General features: G+C 35.5%; 18 protein-coding genes and 1 pseudogene. 8 read left to right on the top strand and 11 right to left on the bottom strand.

Features of this window, described 5'->3' with window-relative positions:
• Nucleotides 1–136: 136 nt before the first annotated feature.
• Nucleotides 137–487 (bottom strand): hypothetical protein, encoded by a 351-nt coding sequence (locus J7E66_RS14755; protein ID WP_215001263.1) that lies wholly within the window; start codon nt 485–487, stop codon nt 137–139.
• Between J7E66_RS14755 and J7E66_RS14760 the strand changes: the two are divergent.
• Nucleotides 424–1,011, top strand: a pseudogene (locus tag J7E66_RS14760) (IS3 family transposase); the annotation flags it as partial. The gene J7E66_RS14755 and the pseudogene J7E66_RS14760 overlap by 64 nt on opposite strands.
• A gap of 304 nt (nt 1,012–1,315) precedes the next feature.
• Here J7E66_RS14760 and J7E66_RS14765 read toward each other — a convergent pair.
• On the bottom strand, nt 1,316–1,828 hold the full coding sequence (locus J7E66_RS14765) for a hypothetical protein (RefSeq protein WP_215001229.1): 513 nt from the start codon (nt 1,826–1,828) through the stop codon (nt 1,316–1,318).
• Between the two features lie 256 nt (nt 1,829–2,084).
• On the opposite strand from J7E66_RS14765, the gene J7E66_RS14770 reads away from it, so the two are divergent.
• Together J7E66_RS14770 and J7E66_RS14775 are read left to right on the top strand one after the other, a co-directional pair.
• On the top strand, nt 2,085–3,011 hold the full coding sequence (locus J7E66_RS14770) for a C39 family peptidase (protein WP_215001231.1): 927 nt from the start codon (nt 2,085–2,087) through the stop codon (nt 3,009–3,011).
• Nucleotides 3,012–3,302: 291 nt separating this feature from the next.
• Nucleotides 3,303–3,461, top strand: a complete 159-nt coding sequence (locus J7E66_RS14775) for a hypothetical protein (protein WP_215001233.1) — start codon at nt 3,303–3,305, stop codon at nt 3,459–3,461.
• Nucleotides 3,462–3,478: 17 nt separating this feature from the next.
• Here the strand turns inward: J7E66_RS14775 and J7E66_RS14780 are convergent, their stop codons facing one another.
• Nucleotides 3,479–3,649 carry a hypothetical protein gene (locus J7E66_RS14780; protein WP_215001235.1) on the bottom strand — a complete coding sequence of 57 codons (171 nt, stop codon included), beginning with the start codon at nt 3,647–3,649 and terminating at the stop codon, nt 3,479–3,481.
• A 68-nt stretch (nt 3,650–3,717) separates the two neighbouring features.
• A complete protein-coding gene (locus J7E66_RS14785) occupies nt 3,718–3,993 on the bottom strand; it encodes a hypothetical protein (RefSeq protein ID WP_215001237.1) in 276 nt (91 codons plus the stop codon).
• Between the two features lie 156 nt (nt 3,994–4,149).
• On the opposite strand from J7E66_RS14785, the gene J7E66_RS14790 reads away from it, so the two are divergent.
• The 3 genes from J7E66_RS14790 to J7E66_RS32605 all read left to right on the top strand — a co-directional run bounded on the left by J7E66_RS14790 (nt 4,150) and on the right by J7E66_RS32605 (nt 5,920).
• Nucleotides 4,150–4,344 (top strand): IDEAL domain-containing protein, encoded by a 195-nt coding sequence (locus J7E66_RS14790; protein ID WP_215001239.1) that lies wholly within the window; start codon nt 4,150–4,152, stop codon nt 4,342–4,344.
• Between the two features lie 627 nt (nt 4,345–4,971).
• Nucleotides 4,972–5,532: an HPP family protein gene (locus tag J7E66_RS14795; RefSeq protein ID WP_168243896.1), complete on the top strand. Its 561-nt coding sequence runs from the start codon at nt 4,972–4,974 to the stop codon at nt 5,530–5,532.
• Nucleotides 5,533–5,776: 244 nt separating this feature from the next.
• Complete coding sequence (locus tag J7E66_RS32605; RefSeq protein ID WP_308162511.1) at nt 5,777–5,920, top strand: hypothetical protein; 144 nt, start codon at nt 5,777–5,779, stop codon at nt 5,918–5,920.
• A gap of 566 nt (nt 5,921–6,486) precedes the next feature.
• Here the strand turns inward: J7E66_RS32605 and J7E66_RS14805 are convergent.
• Both J7E66_RS14805 and J7E66_RS14810 read right to left on the bottom strand, forming a co-directional pair.
• Nucleotides 6,487–7,785 carry an efflux RND transporter periplasmic adaptor subunit gene (locus tag J7E66_RS14805; protein ID WP_215001241.1) on the bottom strand — a complete coding sequence of 433 codons (1,299 nt, stop codon included), beginning with the start codon at nt 7,783–7,785 and terminating at the stop codon, nt 6,487–6,489.
• Between the two features lie 155 nt (nt 7,786–7,940).
• Nucleotides 7,941–8,156 (bottom strand): hypothetical protein, encoded by a 216-nt coding sequence (locus tag J7E66_RS14810; RefSeq protein ID WP_215001243.1) that lies wholly within the window; start codon nt 8,154–8,156, stop codon nt 7,941–7,943.
• A 1,167-nt stretch (nt 8,157–9,323) separates the two neighbouring features.
• On the opposite strand from J7E66_RS14810, the gene J7E66_RS14815 reads away from it, so the two are divergent.
• Nucleotides 9,324–10,271, top strand: a complete 948-nt coding sequence (locus J7E66_RS14815; RefSeq protein ID WP_215001245.1) for a DNA-directed RNA polymerase subunit alpha — start codon at nt 9,324–9,326, stop codon at nt 10,269–10,271.
• Between the two features lie 731 nt (nt 10,272–11,002).
• Here the strand turns inward: J7E66_RS14815 and J7E66_RS14820 are convergent.
• Nucleotides 11,003–11,161 carry a hypothetical protein gene (locus tag J7E66_RS14820; RefSeq protein ID WP_215001247.1) on the bottom strand — a complete coding sequence of 53 codons (159 nt, stop codon included), beginning with the start codon at nt 11,159–11,161 and terminating at the stop codon, nt 11,003–11,005.
• Nucleotides 11,162–11,608: 447 nt separating this feature from the next.
• On the opposite strand from J7E66_RS14820, the gene J7E66_RS14825 reads away from it, so the two are divergent.
• The gene (locus J7E66_RS14825) at nt 11,609–11,803 is read left to right on the top strand and encodes an IDEAL domain-containing protein (RefSeq protein WP_215001249.1); all 195 of its coding nucleotides are present in this window, start codon (nt 11,609–11,611) and stop codon (nt 11,801–11,803) included.
• A 108-nt stretch (nt 11,804–11,911) separates the two neighbouring features.
• Here J7E66_RS14825 and J7E66_RS14830 read toward each other — a convergent pair whose 3' ends face one another.
• From J7E66_RS14830 to J7E66_RS14845, 4 genes are all read right to left on the bottom strand, one after another.
• Entirely contained in the window at nt 11,912–12,613 is a 702-nt protein-coding gene (locus J7E66_RS14830) for a conjugal transfer protein TrbL family protein (RefSeq protein ID WP_215001251.1), read from the bottom strand.
• A 32-nt stretch (nt 12,614–12,645) separates the two neighbouring features.
• Nucleotides 12,646–13,766 (bottom strand): IS3 family transposase gene (locus J7E66_RS14835; RefSeq protein ID WP_215001253.1). Its coding sequence is split into 2 segments (ribosomal slippage): nt 12,646–13,517 and nt 13,517–13,766, totalling 1,122 coding nucleotides; the frame shifts between segments, so codons are not numbered across the junction.
• Nucleotides 13,767–13,812: 46 nt separating this feature from the next.
• A complete protein-coding gene (locus tag J7E66_RS14840; RefSeq protein ID WP_215001255.1) occupies nt 13,813–13,980 on the bottom strand; it encodes a hypothetical protein in 168 nt (55 codons plus the stop codon).
• Nucleotides 13,981–14,577: 597 nt separating this feature from the next.
• Nucleotides 14,578–14,760: a DUF4083 domain-containing protein gene (locus tag J7E66_RS14845; protein WP_251032931.1), complete on the bottom strand. Its 183-nt coding sequence runs from the start codon at nt 14,758–14,760 to the stop codon at nt 14,578–14,580.
• Nucleotides 14,761–14,845: the final 85 nt, after the last annotated feature.

The following is a 14,845-nucleotide window of genomic DNA, read 5'->3' on the forward strand; positions in this document are numbered from 1 at the left end:
TTCAATCATCCTTTTCGTCCTCTCTATGAAGTAAGCTTAGTCACTTTCTATCATAGAAGAGGTTTATAGAATTGGAAATTAAGTGGCTCATTTTTTATGTGATCAAATCATATAAAAGTGGCTCAAATCTAACTTATCAAAAACAATTGACATCGATTTGTCTACCTCCGCCTTTATTGGAAGGTACCCATACACCTAAATAGCCATGAACTTGTGCATTTTTCACTCCATTAACTGGAACGGTTAATACTCCATTTTTATCGGTTTCTAATAGCTCAGCGTTAAATCCTGTAGCATCTTCGAATGTTTGGTTTGCATGATTTTTCCCCAAATCAACATTAATTGTGGTTTTTGTATTTGGGTTGTTACTAATAACAGTCGCTATACCTGTATTTCTATTTGTTCCGTACCGAACACTGGCGATTAAATCGTATCGTTCGTATGAAAAAATATCGCTCGTAAAAGGGGGAAGTTGGTAAAACAGCACCGAATATTTTGGATAGAAATTTCGAAGCAGAAAATCCAAATGAGAAGTGGGTAACCGATATTACGGAGTTTAAATTATTCGGGGAAAAGTTGTATCTTTCTCCGATGTTAGATTTATTTAACGGTGAAATTATCACCTATATGATTGATTCAAGACCAAGATATTCCCTTGTTAAAACGATGCTAGATCAAGCATTTGATCGACTTACAGATGATGACAAGTTACTTATCCACTCGGATCAAGGCTGGCATTACAGAATGCCCCAGTTCCAACATGCATTAAAAGAACATAACATCACACAGAGTATGTCTCGTAAAGGAAACTGTTACGATAACGCGGTAATAGAGAACTTCTTTAGTATCTTAAAATCGGAATTTTTATATACACAAGAGTTTGATAGTGTTGAACAATTTAAACAAGATTTAGCAATATATATCGATTATTACAATAACAAAAGAATTAAGACAAAATTAAAAGGTTTGAGTCCGGTGCAATACCGAACTCAAACCCAAATAGCTGCTTAATTAAATATCGTGTCTAACTTTTCGGGGTCACTGCATTTGATTCATGTTGAGTTCTCTCCTTAAATAATTCAATTTAAGAGTACAGGCTAACCGGATTTTTTCTTTCCAATGGAAATCCTTTCTTTATCCAAAACGAAATATGCAGCAAATAAAAAAGAAATTGGAATTTGGAAAATACTGTAGTTATGAGGAGAAACATTAAATGAACTTTTTAGGAGACCGTTTTCGTTACAGATTGCCCCTTAAGTGTAGGATATAAATATTATTTGTATATTGTAAAAAAGAACAGCGAAAATCCGCTGTTCTACTTAAACAAATTAAATGCCATTTTTGTGTTGGATTCAAATAAATCCGTAAATCCTTTTTGTGCAGTTTTAAATTGATTTAAAGCCTCATCACGAATCTTTTTTTGCTGTTCGATATGATTTTTATATGATTGTTGGAACTGCTCTTGTGACTGATTTAATAAATTTAAACTTTCTTTGTATGGAGTAGAGGTTAACTGTTGAACACGGTTATTTATTTCATCTAGTTGAGCATTCCACTTTTCGAAAGTTTGGCTTGCTTGTTCACCGGAAACTGGTTCAACATTTTCCTTTACATAATCGCGAACTTCTTCAATTAACTTTTTCTGTTGTTCCTGGATAAAGTCCATGCCGCCAGCAATTTTCTCTAATGAATCTTTTTGTGTTGTAAATGCTTGAAGCAAAAGATTTTCTATTTCTTCTTGAGAAGCAGTCACCTTGTCCAAACTGTTTGTCCAAATGTTTAATAGGGATTCACCAAAATTAGTAAAGAACTCATTGTTTAATTCCATTATAAAAAACCTCCTAATAAATTTATAACTATATATGTAAATTACACCTATGTGAGAAACTTGTCAAATAAATATTATTTAAAGATTGAAAATAAAAATAATTTAGTGAATCGAAGAAAACCTTTTTTGAAATGATGGATATAATTCAAAAATTGTCGATGAGATATAAACTAATACAATGGAAAAAAATGCTAAAATAAAGTCGATGCGGAAGATTTGCTAGGATAAACAGATTAGAAATTTGGAGGGATTCATTTTGCAGAGAAAATGGTTTAGTCTTTTTGCCATGGCGTTTCTTCTGGTGTTTAGTTTTGGTGTGGTTGTGCCCCCAGGTTCCGCATCCGCGGTATCCGGAGGATCTGGATCATTTGTTCCTGTTAGTACAAGTGGGGCAATCCTTAAAAGAGGTAGCCGGGGACTTTCTGTAACAGAGCTACAGAGAAAACTTACATCGCTTGGATACAACACAAAAGGAATTGATGGCATCTTTGGAGTAAACACAGAAAATGCCGTCCGGCAATTCCAAAAAGCTCGTCATCTACAAGTAGATGGAATTGTGGGCCCGGTTACAGCAAAAGCGCTGGGGACAAAAATTCCAAGCAGCAGCATTGTATTGAATGTTCCACTGCTTAATCAAATGGCTGCACCTCGTTTAAAAAATGGATGTGAGATGACCAGTTTAGCTATGGTTTTAAACTATCACGGTGTTAAAGTGACGAAAAATACATTAGCAAACCAGGTGAATAAAGTTCCTTGGATGTATAGTAATGGCTTACGGGGAAACCCAAATACAGGGTTTGTAGGTGATATGGCAAACGGACCGGGTTTAGCTGTATACAATGGCCCAGTTTTATCACTTGCAAAAAAATATGTAGGAACTAGAGCTGTTAACCTAACGAAGAAGCCTTTTTCTGAAGTATTAGGCTATGTCGGACAAGGGCTTCCAGTTTGGATTATAACTACAACCACTTTTGCACCGGTATCTAATTTCCAGTTGTGGAATACACCACAAGGACCGATTCGAATTACGTTTAGCGAGCATAGTGTTGTTATTACCGGTTATGACCAAAACTATATTTATATTAATAACCCTTATGGCTATAAAAATCAAAAAATAAACAAGACTAACTTTATTAAAGCTTGGGCACAGATGGGTAGTCAAGCGATAGTCATATTAAAATAGTCACATTAAGAAAATGCGGGAATTATTTTTGCCGCGTTCAATTATTTCAAAGCCCAATACCACCGGCTGCATTATCCTCAAACAGACTTGCTCTTTTACATATCGCTGCAATGAATCCGACCGCTTATGCCGGGTCTGCCTCATGATTTGTTGTTCCGTTTTTCCAGACCTGGCAGCCGTGGGATAAAATCCGGAGCGAAGGCTGTGAGCTCAAAAATGGTCAGGCTTCAAGCCAACCTTTTCACAACTGCCTTTTATAATTAGTCTCACCGATTGAGGAGTCAATCGGTCTTGAATGTTCCCATGACGATCGATTCCTTGGGGATGAACCGGAGTAAAATCTCAAAATTTCATGCGCCAAGGAAGCGGGTAATGCTTGTGGAAACGCAAGGCGTAGCAACCACGCCTGATAGGCAGCGTCCTCCACTACATAGCTTGATAGATTCATAGCTCTCCTCTTTTCTGCTTTAGTTTCCGTACGTCTCCTGAATGGCTGCCATACGGTCGTCAGCGCTGGATCCAGGGAAAACTGTTGCTAATGCGGAAAGTACCTCTTCCTTGTCCGAATATCCCGCAATTTGCAGTGTTTGGACCATCTTCAAAGGAGTATCTGTGGTATCGCTAAAATACAGCCGCACAAGTATCGCCATCTGCAATGGTTACGCTGCGTACGACGGATTGTCGTCCTTAATTTTCCAGGGCCGCTTCAGATGCGATTTTTCCTTGCTCCTGCAGAGCGAAGATGGATTGCTACGCTAAAAACGGGAAAAGCGCCCAAAGTTAGAACCATAAAATCATGCATGTTAATTTTTCCTTTGTAATATGTGCCCAACGCTTTACTCGCCTGGGCAGCAGAGATACCTGCTATACTGAGCGACCAGGCCATTTGTGCCGGAACACTAGTGGCACCTGTAAATTCATTTCCCAGCAAGGTTACTAGCAGCAACAGGTTGTTACGAATTTCCGGAAACAGACCGGCCAACACATTGTTTCTCCATACTCATGAATTGATTCGTAACCAAATATGTAGATAAAAGTAGGTTTCATTTTGTTTCTCTCTCAAATTACCAATTTTAAATGTTTGAATAGTCAGAAAATAGTTAGTATAATAGAAAAAAGATCAAGGAGTTGATTTCTTATGGAAAGGAATTTGCTTAATTCACCACAACCTGAAGTTAATGTCATGGATTCTCTATTTGCTGAAATGGTGTTAGACAAAGCTCTGCGTGATTTCCGAAAAGAGAAAATTCAAAAGAAAATCGACCTGTCCTTAAGAGATAAAAATAAAGCAGAATTCATACGATTAACAGAGGAATTAAAGAAAGTTTCTTAAAATGGTTTTATGTAAAAAGGTCTTATATAGAAGATCCTTTATACTGCTTGTTGAACTAAACGTATCCGTTAGCCACCCATGCATCGCACGCTACACCACAGAAAATGAAATTGGGTACCCTCAGACTATTCTTTTATAAAGATTGGCAAACCATGTCGTTACATTTTGGTGCCTTAGAGCTCATGTAGATGATAATTAAATATCATTTCTCGAATACATTCTAACCTTTTCATTTTTTTTTTAAATCAAAAACCTCCTACATTTTTTAATAATAGAAGGCTACAGACTAACTATATTCACACGGTCTTGTTAAACGGTCTCAACGGACTCGTCAAAAAAGTACAAATAAATCGTTGTGAAACTTATCCGACCAATATGTAAGAAACATTGAGTTGGCGGGACCGTCTGGGAATCGAGCTCAGCTAACCTGGCACTCAGGTCACAAGCGGTAACTGATGTTGTATATAGTATGTAGAATGAGAAGCGGATAAAAAACGGTCGTAATCGAAAAATTCGAATATATATTTTTCTTTGAATATTCATAGTTTTCGTATAAAATAACTTTTATGGCAAAAACTCTGACAAAACCCTTGCCAAATTTAGTTTGAAAGCCAGAGGAAAAAAGTTATGAATCCTGAAAAAAGTTTGGAGAAAAGTTGGAGTAATCAACTAATTATAGGTTTAACAGCATATTTAAAGAAAATGAGGGGCGAAGCTACAAAAGATGACAGAATTGATTATATTGATTCTCTTATTTCAGCTACAGGTGGACTCATTGCAATAATCATCATTGGTTTAGTAGCGGTTAATTTAGGATATCCCATGGCCTTGGGTCCTCTGGGTGCAAGTTGTCTGCTTGTATTTTGTGCTCATAAAGGCCAACTGTCTCAACCTCGCCACGTTTTTGGAGGACATTTATTTTCTACCACTATAGCACTTATCACTTGGAGTATATTAGGTAAGAGTCTATTCACTATTGGCCTAGTATTAGCTATCGTACTAATTTTAATGATCCTTACCAAAACGCTTCACCCTCCTGCAGCTGCTAGTGCTTTTGTTGCTGTTAACTCCCAAGCAGGATGGGGATTCCTTATTTCGGTTGTAATGGGTACTTTCCTATTAATTATTATATCAATCATCTATAATAACTTGTTTCAAACAAGACAATACCCACAGCGCTGGTTGTAAAACTAAGAAACAATAGAAGCTAACAAAACTAATCAAACGCCCTATATCGCTTATAAGGCGTTTTTATATGTTCATAAACCCAACCCTTATTCCCGTGTGAAAATACTTAAATTCAGGAATCTAAGGGGGGCATTCGACCCGATCCAGAGACAAATCCAGCTATTGTGCAGCGATATAAATTTGAAAGCCCGATTGAACAGCGTTTATATTACCCTGAGATTTCAGGGTATGCGGTTACTAGCAAGTGCCTTGTGGTAAATATCGGATTGATATTGCATTTGTAGGGCCGCGGATTGCTATTGAGTGCGACGGAAAGGATTTTCATTCTTCTCCAATACAGAAAGCTCATGATTATAAAAAGAACGCTTATTTAAGGAAGAACGGCTGACGGTGCTACGGTTTACTAGCCGGCTAATATGAATGCCGGGTTTCAAAAAACCTCATTTTAGCTTATCAGATTTCTGCCACCATCACCTGAACTATTCAAAAATTGAATCTATAATAATAGAAAAAGCCTTGATAACTTAACGTTACCAGGGCTTTGTTTGATGACCTGTGAGGGATACGACCCCTTCCCTGTCAAGGAAGTAAAACGAATCTGATTATAACAGTTTTGTTATGAAATGCCTGATTTAATAGGCTACAGTTTCCGTTTAATTAGGTTAAGGCAGATTAAATTGGTGGCAGGATGTTGGATTTTGCCACCACCATGCCACCAACTTACCACTCGAATGTTCATGCATTCGATATGTCCAGAGTGTATGTGCCAACACATGGGTATTGGTGAGTTACTTTGATAAATAATACTATATAAAAAAACAAGCCAGCTAATATTACACTGGCATGTCCATTATACTTGCTTTTCTTAATGTCTAATTTGAAAAATAACATTTGTGTCTACAGCAATATTTTGTTCTTTTTAATCAATAACTACCATAATTTACCTATGAAATACTAATCAAAAAGAGATGTACCAAAGCGAACAATCCAGGATGGATTTTCTACTAATTTGTCTTCTTCCTTTAACCCCGTAAGTATGGCAACCCATTTACCATCATTTTGACCAGTTTCTACCTTTTGTTTCTGAATCTTTCCTTTCTTTTGTACATATACATAGGTCGATTTTCCAAAGCCCATGATGCTCGTTTCAGGAACTGCTAACAACTGCTTTGACTGTACTACTACATCAAGCCTGGTATAGTAGCCAGGATATAGGCCCTTTTGTGAATCTAGACTTGCTTTAAAGGAATAGTATGGAATAGTTTCTTGTTGTGTATCTTTATCCTTATTTGCAGTTGTTTTATATGTAGGATAATCACTAACCTCCGCAATTTTCCCTTTCCATTTCTTATTTGCTACTACTTTAGAAGTTACTGTAATAGATTGACCTGATGTAATTTTTGCTTTTTCTACTTCTGTGAGCTTTCCTTCAATTTGAAACGGATCATTAGAAGCGATTTGCATGATTGCTAGTTGCTGATTTTCTTTTGCTCGAAAACCTTGACCTACATTTTGGTTCAGGTTTGATATTACACCTGCAGTGTTGCTGATGACAGTTAATGTTTCGAGCTCAGCTTTTAGCTTTTCAGCCTGCAACGTATTTTTTTCTACTTTTAGTTCTGCTGTACGGAGCTCAGCTTTTGCTTTATTTAGTTCAGCTTGTAGTGACTGGATCGTGATAGCTTTAGTAGCTATGTAAGCTGAATCAACTGCATCAGTTGTATCAGTTGTATCAGTTGTATTGGTTGTATCAGTTGTATTGGTTGTATCAGTTGTATTGGTTGTATCAGTTGTAGTGGTTGACACAGCTTCTCGTATATCCTGCTCTAATGAAGTGATTTGCTCTTTCATCTGAGTAACACTTGTTTCTGCTAGCTTTTTATTTACTTCTGCTTGTCCAAGCTCAGCCGCGACTGTTGAGCCTTCATAAGAAAAGAGCTTTTGTCCTTTTGTAACTGCTTCCCCTTCTTTTACAAAAATCTCCTGTATAGATCCTTTTGCTGCATTTAAATAAATCGTTTCAGCATGACTTTGTACAACACGACCTGACACTGTTTTTGTTTTAGTAAAATTTTTTTCTGTTGGATTTATTAGCACCAACGGCTTAGATTTACTTTTTTTAACTTCTATTACAGCTATGCTTAACATCACAGAAATGAATAAAAGAACAAGGATCCCAAGTAAAATCCATTTCTTCTGACGCGAGGTACGTACTTGTTCATTTTCTATACCAATTCTTTTTGCTGTTTCCATAACCCTACCCCTTACTTAATAGATATATATAGCGAATATTGCAAAAAAGTGTTGAATCGAACTATTAATATCTATTGTCCATTTTTAATAAGAAAGTTACAAGGAGTAATTTTTAAAAAATTAAATATGTTATTCAGGTTTGAAGTGGGATAAGCTCATATATTTCTTCTACTACACTCCACGTGTCCAGAGTTAAGAAATGAACCTGATTCCTTTTGAAGGGCTGGCTTGTTTCCGCTTGTTTCCGCTTGGTTCGTCAAAAACCGTACTCTATTGAACCAGCGTTCGTTAGAGGCTTGATAAGGGATTTTAACCAGGAAGTTAGACGGACAAATACTCCTTGTGCGATAATTTTGTTGGCTACTTATCATCAATTCCCCTCCCAAATGACTGTTTTTTTTGAATTTTTTCGGAAATTTACTACTTTTAAATTTTACTTTAGGTTTTTGTTATAGTAAATTGGGGGAATTTGATGCTAAACGAATAAAAAATGAGGGAATTTATCGCTTAAATATGTATAAAAATTCAACTTTTTGTCGATATACTTATGTTTTTAAGCAAAAAGAACTTGGGGAAATCTAGATAATCTAAATAATGTTTTGGGGAATTAGTAATATTAAATTGATTATGACGGTACTACAATTACATAGATTTCAGAAAAAATTAAATAACCTTAGCACGAATACAGGGCTAAGGCTGCTTAATAAATAACTTTTTCATTACTTTCTACTTGAAAGAAGTAAGTCTATGGGTTAATTGCCTTTCTTTAAAATAAGTTGCGACACGCACTCAACATGTGTGGAGTGTATGTGGCAACACATGGGTTGCTGGGATTTTACAAAAAACTAACGAAACAAGCATTGACTGCTTTATTGGACTGAGTCTTCTTGAAAAAATCAATACAACTAATTCTCACATTTATACAATTTTTTTGACAACGCTAGGTATGAATCATATTCGTAAAGCAAGCAATCATAATGTAATTTTTTATATACTTACAAAACTCCTAAGAAATAAATTCTGATAACAGTTTTTTCATCTCAGTACCATGCTGAATGATCTCAGTTACATTCCAATCATCATTCTGTTTAGCGAGTTTTTCCATTAGCTCAAATTTCAAACTCTGACTCGTTGAGCTAACCCTAAGAAACATGAAGAAGTTGCTTTTCGATTAGACTGTGGGATTCAAGTGATTTACTCGAAGCATTGTTCAAAAACTATTAACGCCTACCAAATTCAAATGATGTTACTTTTAAAAGTTGAAAATTTATTATTAAAATGTTAGAAAGAAATACACCTCCTAAAGAGATTGTCACAAAATCAATTTACAGTACTATTTGAGGGTAAAAAATAGGGCGGCCGTAGCAGCCACTCTTAACTAACGGTCTCTCAAACTTTCCTGCTGCTGAACAATAAAAACTATTGTTAACTACATTTTTTATCCGTTGAACTAGCATTCCTCATAGTACTTGGAGTATATTAACAAAATATAATAGGTTGTTTTTGGTGTTAATGACGAAAAGGAGTGTATAATTCGGATGTTAAAAATTGAAGTACCAAGAATTGAAAAGATTATGATTAGCGAGGATGACAAGTATGGAAAGTTTGTAGTTGAACCACTTATTCGAGGATTTGGAACGACACTTGGTAACTCATTACGTCGCATCCTTTTATCTTCACTCCCCGGTGCCGCTGTCACTTCCATACAAATAGATGGGGTACACAATGAATTTTCATCTATTGAAGGGATAGAAGAAGATGTAGCAACCATCATTTTGAACATAAAAAAATTATCTATGAATATTTTCTCTGACGATGAGAAAGAATTGATGATTGATGTACATAGAACTGGTACAATAACAGCTGCTGATATTTCTCATGATAGTGATGTAGAGATCTTAATTCCCGACTTACATCTTGCTACACTTCGAGAAAATGTACATTTTAGAATGCGCCTAACTGCAAAACTCGGACGTGGTTATGTTCCTGCAGAGCAAAACAAACGTGATGACCTTCAAGTAGGAGCCATACCAATAGATTCAATCTATACACCGATTTCACGCGCCAGTTATTTAGTTGAGAACACTCGTGTCGGTCAATTGGATAGTTTTGAAAGGTTATATTTTGAACTTTGGACAGATGGGAGTATAGGGCCCAGCGAAGCCATTTCTGAAAGTGCAAAAGTGTTTAAGGAACATCTCTCTATTTTAGTAGGACTTAATCCTGAATTACAAGATAGCCCTATTATGTTGGAAAAAGAAGAAGTTTCAAACGAAAAAGAAATTCTTAACCTGACTATTGAGGATTTAGACCTTTCTGTTCGTTCTTTTAACAGTTTAAAACGCAATGGGATTAATACTATTCATGACTTAGCTAATAAGTCCGAAGAAGATATAAGAAAATTACGCAACTTAGGACAAAAATCTTTAAAAGAGATCATAGATAAATTAGAAAGTTTGGGTATAATCGTACGCAAAGATGATTAAAATCCATTATTAAAATAATATATAGAAATTAAATTGATGTTTAAGTAGATTGATTTCAGATCTGTCTGAAACACCTGTATGAATATTGTAAAAAAACGAAGACAATTAATTCAACATTTTAGACATTAACCCAAGAAACGTTCACACATTCGACATAATATAGAACAAAAAATTTGTACTTCAACCAGTTATTTTAAAAAAGGCAATTAGATAAAAGGTTTGGTGTAATTTAGTCATATTTCCCCTTTTTACCAGTAATTAAAGAAGCAAAATAAAAAGGCGTTAATTCCTTGACCCCCAGGGAAAATTACTACATGCTTTGGACTCCCAAAAACGGGGGTCCATTGTATTTTAGTAAGTAAATTACTCAGCCTCTTATCATTAAATAACCTCTGAAGAGATTGTCACTATAAACAACCCTTCCAAACATGTACTCACCTCGTAATATATTACTCTACGACAGCAACTCCGATAACATCTACGATTGCAATCCGCTCATACTCGATAGGCTTTACTTCAACACAATTTATAACTATGATTTAGTTAACTTAAATAAAGATATATCATACATTTTGACGAATACAACATAAAATAATATAACTTATGTGTTGTCATATATGTTTTTTATATTATTAAAATATTTAAGAGATTAACAAATCCCATCCTATCGACTGTTTCCGGAATATACTGATTTGCAATGATTTCTCCAATTAGCTGATTGTTTTGTTGAGTTATGTTGATGGTGTCTCTTTTGTCAGCGGTAAAAGCGGAAATACTAACTCAGCGAATTGATATGTTTCCTCTAAATGAGGATATCCAGATAGCACAAATGTATCGATACCAAGGCCGAATATTCCTTCATCTTCTCTGCCACTTGTGTAGGATTGCAAACAAGTGCTGCTTTAGCTCTCCCACGAACGAGACTAACCACTTCCCAAAGGTTCGGCTGATTTCTTCTTGCGTCTCTCTTTCTCCTTTAGGACGTCCTCCATAACTGTGTTAACGTTGTCTCATTTTTCCTACGCCATGGACACAATTCTCTCTTTTTGTTACTAGGTGTAGGCACCGGTATTACTATCTATCATTGTACAACCCTATTGATTTCTTTTAGGAACTCACATAGCTGAAAAGATATTTAGGCTATAATGCACCAGCCATGGCCCAACCGTACAAGTGGAGTGCAAATTGTTCCACCATACTCATGATTTGATTCGTAACCAAAATATGTAGATAAGGTATGTATCATTTTATTGCTCTCTCAAATTACCAATTTTAAATGTTTGAATAGTCCGAAAATAATTAGTATAATAGAAAAAAGGTCAAGGAGTTGATTTCTTATGGAAAAGAATTTGCTTAATTCACCACAACCTGAAGTAAATGTCATGGATTCTCTAATTGCTGAAATGGTGTTAGACAAATCCCTACGTGATTTCCGAAAAGAGAAAATTCAAAAGAAAATCGACCTGTCCTTACGAGACAAAAATAAAGCAGAATTCCTACGATTAACAGAGGAATTAAAGAAAGTTTCTTAAAATTGTTTTATGTAATCGCTCTTAAAAGGATCTTCCAGTGGAAGATCCTTTTATACTGCTTGTTGATCTATACCAGCACCCGTTTGTTAGACTCGGAGTCACCTTTGTTTATCTTTTTAATAGAAATCTTCTTGCAACTAGTTTTGTTGTTCCTCCCATAGCCCCGATCATTCCTCTTCCAGAACCCGATGAATACCACATGTTCCTAAGTACAGACGGACTCTTAATGAGGAGAATACAGCAACCCATTAGTAAAAGAAAATTAAGAAACGTAATATTTTCATTGATTAAAATACTTAGTGCGACTACGAATAAAAAAATTTTCGCGATAATAGGAACAATCTGACTTAGTAATTCACGCCACCAGACACCCAAGTATTCATTATCATCAGCAATTACCGATACACAAGCTAAGGGAGATAGTAAATATAGGAACATGATATCTGCATGGAATACTGCAACTGAAAATAAGAATGCTATAAATGCTACAGCAAATACGGCTAGTAAGATAAGGAGTGCAGCACCCTGAAAATGGAGCGTGTCAAAGTTATTTGGATCAAACATATCATTGATTTTTTCGTTGCTAACCTTACTTCCTTCTCCAATCATCCAGTTCCCCATGTTATAGGCGACTTGTTCTAACAAGATCTTTTGGATAAAAGGCATTGCCGGTAACAGTAAGGCGCTTTTTAAAGTATTTACTATTACAGGTCCGTATGAAATGGCATCTCCTGCAGCGTTCCTTGACATGACTTCGATGATTTTATATAGAATGATTGTCACAGCTATTGTTGAAGTTAGTCCAAGCAAGAAATTATTGACTGTGGATTGTCAACACTAAACTAGACAATTTTCTTAAGGTGCGTAAGTTTGTATTCCACAGGACTTAAATAATCTAAAGTACCATGAATGCGTAGGTGGTTGAACCAGTGCACATAGTCTGTAAACTCACTGTGTAACTCTTCTAAGCTAGCAAAATGACGTTTCTTTACGAACTCTGTTTTGATGATTTTGAATGTTGCTTCTGCTACTGCGTTATCATATGGACAGCCTTTCAAACTTAGAGATCGCTTGATTTTAAACGTTTCTAGTGCCTCATCAATGACCTGGTTCTTAAACTCTCTTCCTCTGTCAGTATGGAACATTTGAATTGTATGCAAATTACCTTTAATTGACGATAGAGCACGATAAACTAGTAGCGCATCTTTGTTCTCACCTGTGCTAAATCCAACTATCTCTCGATTATAGAGATCAACAAATACACATATGTACTGCCATTTTTTATGGACTCTTACATAGGTTAGGTCACTGACCAGGACGGTCAACTCTTCCTCTTGTGTAAATTCACGATTTAATTCATTCACTTGATCACTTTCATTTGGTTTATCCTTATGTGGTTTGAATTGAGCCACAGGATAAGCTGAAACAAGTCCTTGTTCGTTCATAATTCTACCAATACGACGACGAGAAACCAATTTCCCTCGTTTCTTTAGCTCATGCTTTATCTTTCTCGTACCATAATTTTGGCGGCTTTGATGGAAAATTTCAATGATGTCTGAAGTTATATCATCTTCATTCTTTCGTTCTTTTGCTTCATAATAATACGTACTTCTAGGGAGTTGTAGGACCTTGCACATTGCTGATATCGAGTATTTGTGCTGGTTGTTCTTAATCACATTTACTTTCGTCCTAGTATCAGCGCGGCTTGCTTTAAAATATCATTCTCCATTTCTAATTGCTTATTACGTTTTCTAAGTTCCTGCAGCTCTTTCTGGTCGGGGCTAAGGTTCTCCTTTTCTTTGAAGGATCCAGAGGTCTTACTTTGATTAATCCACTTATCAAGTGAAGAAGGAGTTAACTCATATTCTCGAATTATGTCTTTGCGAGGCTTTCCATTTTCATATAGTTGCACAATCTGTTGCTTAAATTCTTCGGTAAATGATCGACGTACTTTTTTTGTCATGTAGATTCTCCTCATAACTGATTAGTATAGTTAATTCTACTTGACCTTAAAATTTCTGTCTAACTAAGTGTAGCCGATCAATAACAACAAAATCAGACCATCCTTCTTCAGGAAAAAAACGATGGTAATCAATGACGAAATATACATCTCCTGTAATGTTTTGTCTGTTTTCCAATGATTCTAAATCAACCTCAATCGAAATATGTTGTACCATTAAAATCATTCCTCGTATTTTTATATACTTAATAATTCTCTGTTTGTTATTATTCCCCTTCTTAAGCTAACCTGCTTCGTTAGCACAAATAGAAAAGCCGTCAAAATGACAGCTCCGATCTTCAACTCTTGCACCCGTTAGTTGAAGAACCATTATTTTTTACTATAATCCTAAAACCTTAACAATTATAATGAGGAAAAATAAAATGATATTTAGCCAAACGAAAAATTTAATGATAACTTCAGCCCATAACTTCCTTCGTAGTCCAAAATAAAGAATAGCACAAAAAAATAGGAGGCTATAAACTTCCCTTTTAATTCCCAAATCATCGAAATCAATGAATGTATTTATTAAAACAGAGATAACAAATAAAAAAATGTATGTCTTAAACTTTTTTTCTTTTCTCTCGGACTCATCTTTAAATTCATACATTTTTCTTACCTCAACTTTTCTTCCTTTTCCTTAAGTTTAACAAATATGGTTCTTAAACTAAACTGTCCTTTAGCACAATAAGAAAAGCCGCCTAAATGGCAGCTTGATCTTCAATTCTTTAGTTGAACAAATCTGAAGGGTCAAAAACTAAACCAAGTGGTTCTTTTACTTGTTATATTTCTTCATTTCCTCAGTTAAAAGGTTCAACTTTTCTTCAATCATGTTCAGTTGATTGTGTTTCTTGTTTGAACGGAAAAAGGAAACGACTATGATAATGGCTAATGCTAAAAAAACCAAATATATTAGCTGAAATATAATGTCTCCTACATTTATTGATGGACTACTCATTAATTTTGATTCCTCCAAAATATAATATGCTTATTACATTTTATCCCATTGTTGTTAAACTAACCTGCTCCGTTAGTTGAAGAAG

The sequence above is a fragment of the Bacillus sp. ISL-7 genome, assembly GCF_018613065.1.

Coding starts and splice junctions, on each gene's coding strand:
- J7E66_RS14815 (WP_215001245.1), top strand. CDS start 9,324: ATGTTAAAAATTGAAGTACCAAGAATTGAAAAGATTATGATTAGCGAG.
- J7E66_RS14845 (WP_251032931.1), bottom strand. CDS start 14,760: ATGAGTAGTCCATCAATAAATGTAGGAGACATTATATTTCAGCTAATA.
- J7E66_RS14795 (WP_168243896.1), top strand. CDS start 4,972: ATGAATCCTGAAAAAAGTTTGGAGAAAAGTTGGAGTAATCAACTAATT.
- J7E66_RS14805 (WP_215001241.1), bottom strand. CDS start 7,785: ATGGAAACAGCAAAAAGAATTGGTATAGAAAATGAACAAGTACGTACC.
- J7E66_RS14825 (WP_215001249.1), top strand. CDS start 11,609: ATGGAAAAGAATTTGCTTAATTCACCACAACCTGAAGTAAATGTCATG.
- J7E66_RS14790 (WP_215001239.1), top strand. CDS start 4,150: ATGGAAAGGAATTTGCTTAATTCACCACAACCTGAAGTTAATGTCATG.
- J7E66_RS14810 (WP_215001243.1), bottom strand. CDS start 8,156: ATGATAAGTAGCCAACAAAATTATCGCACAAGGAGTATTTGTCCGTCT.
- J7E66_RS14765 (WP_215001229.1), bottom strand. CDS start 1,828: ATGGAATTAAACAATGAGTTCTTTACTAATTTTGGTGAATCCCTATTA.
- J7E66_RS14840 (WP_215001255.1), bottom strand. CDS start 13,980: ATGGTACAACATATTTCGATTGAGGTTGATTTAGAATCATTGGAAAAC.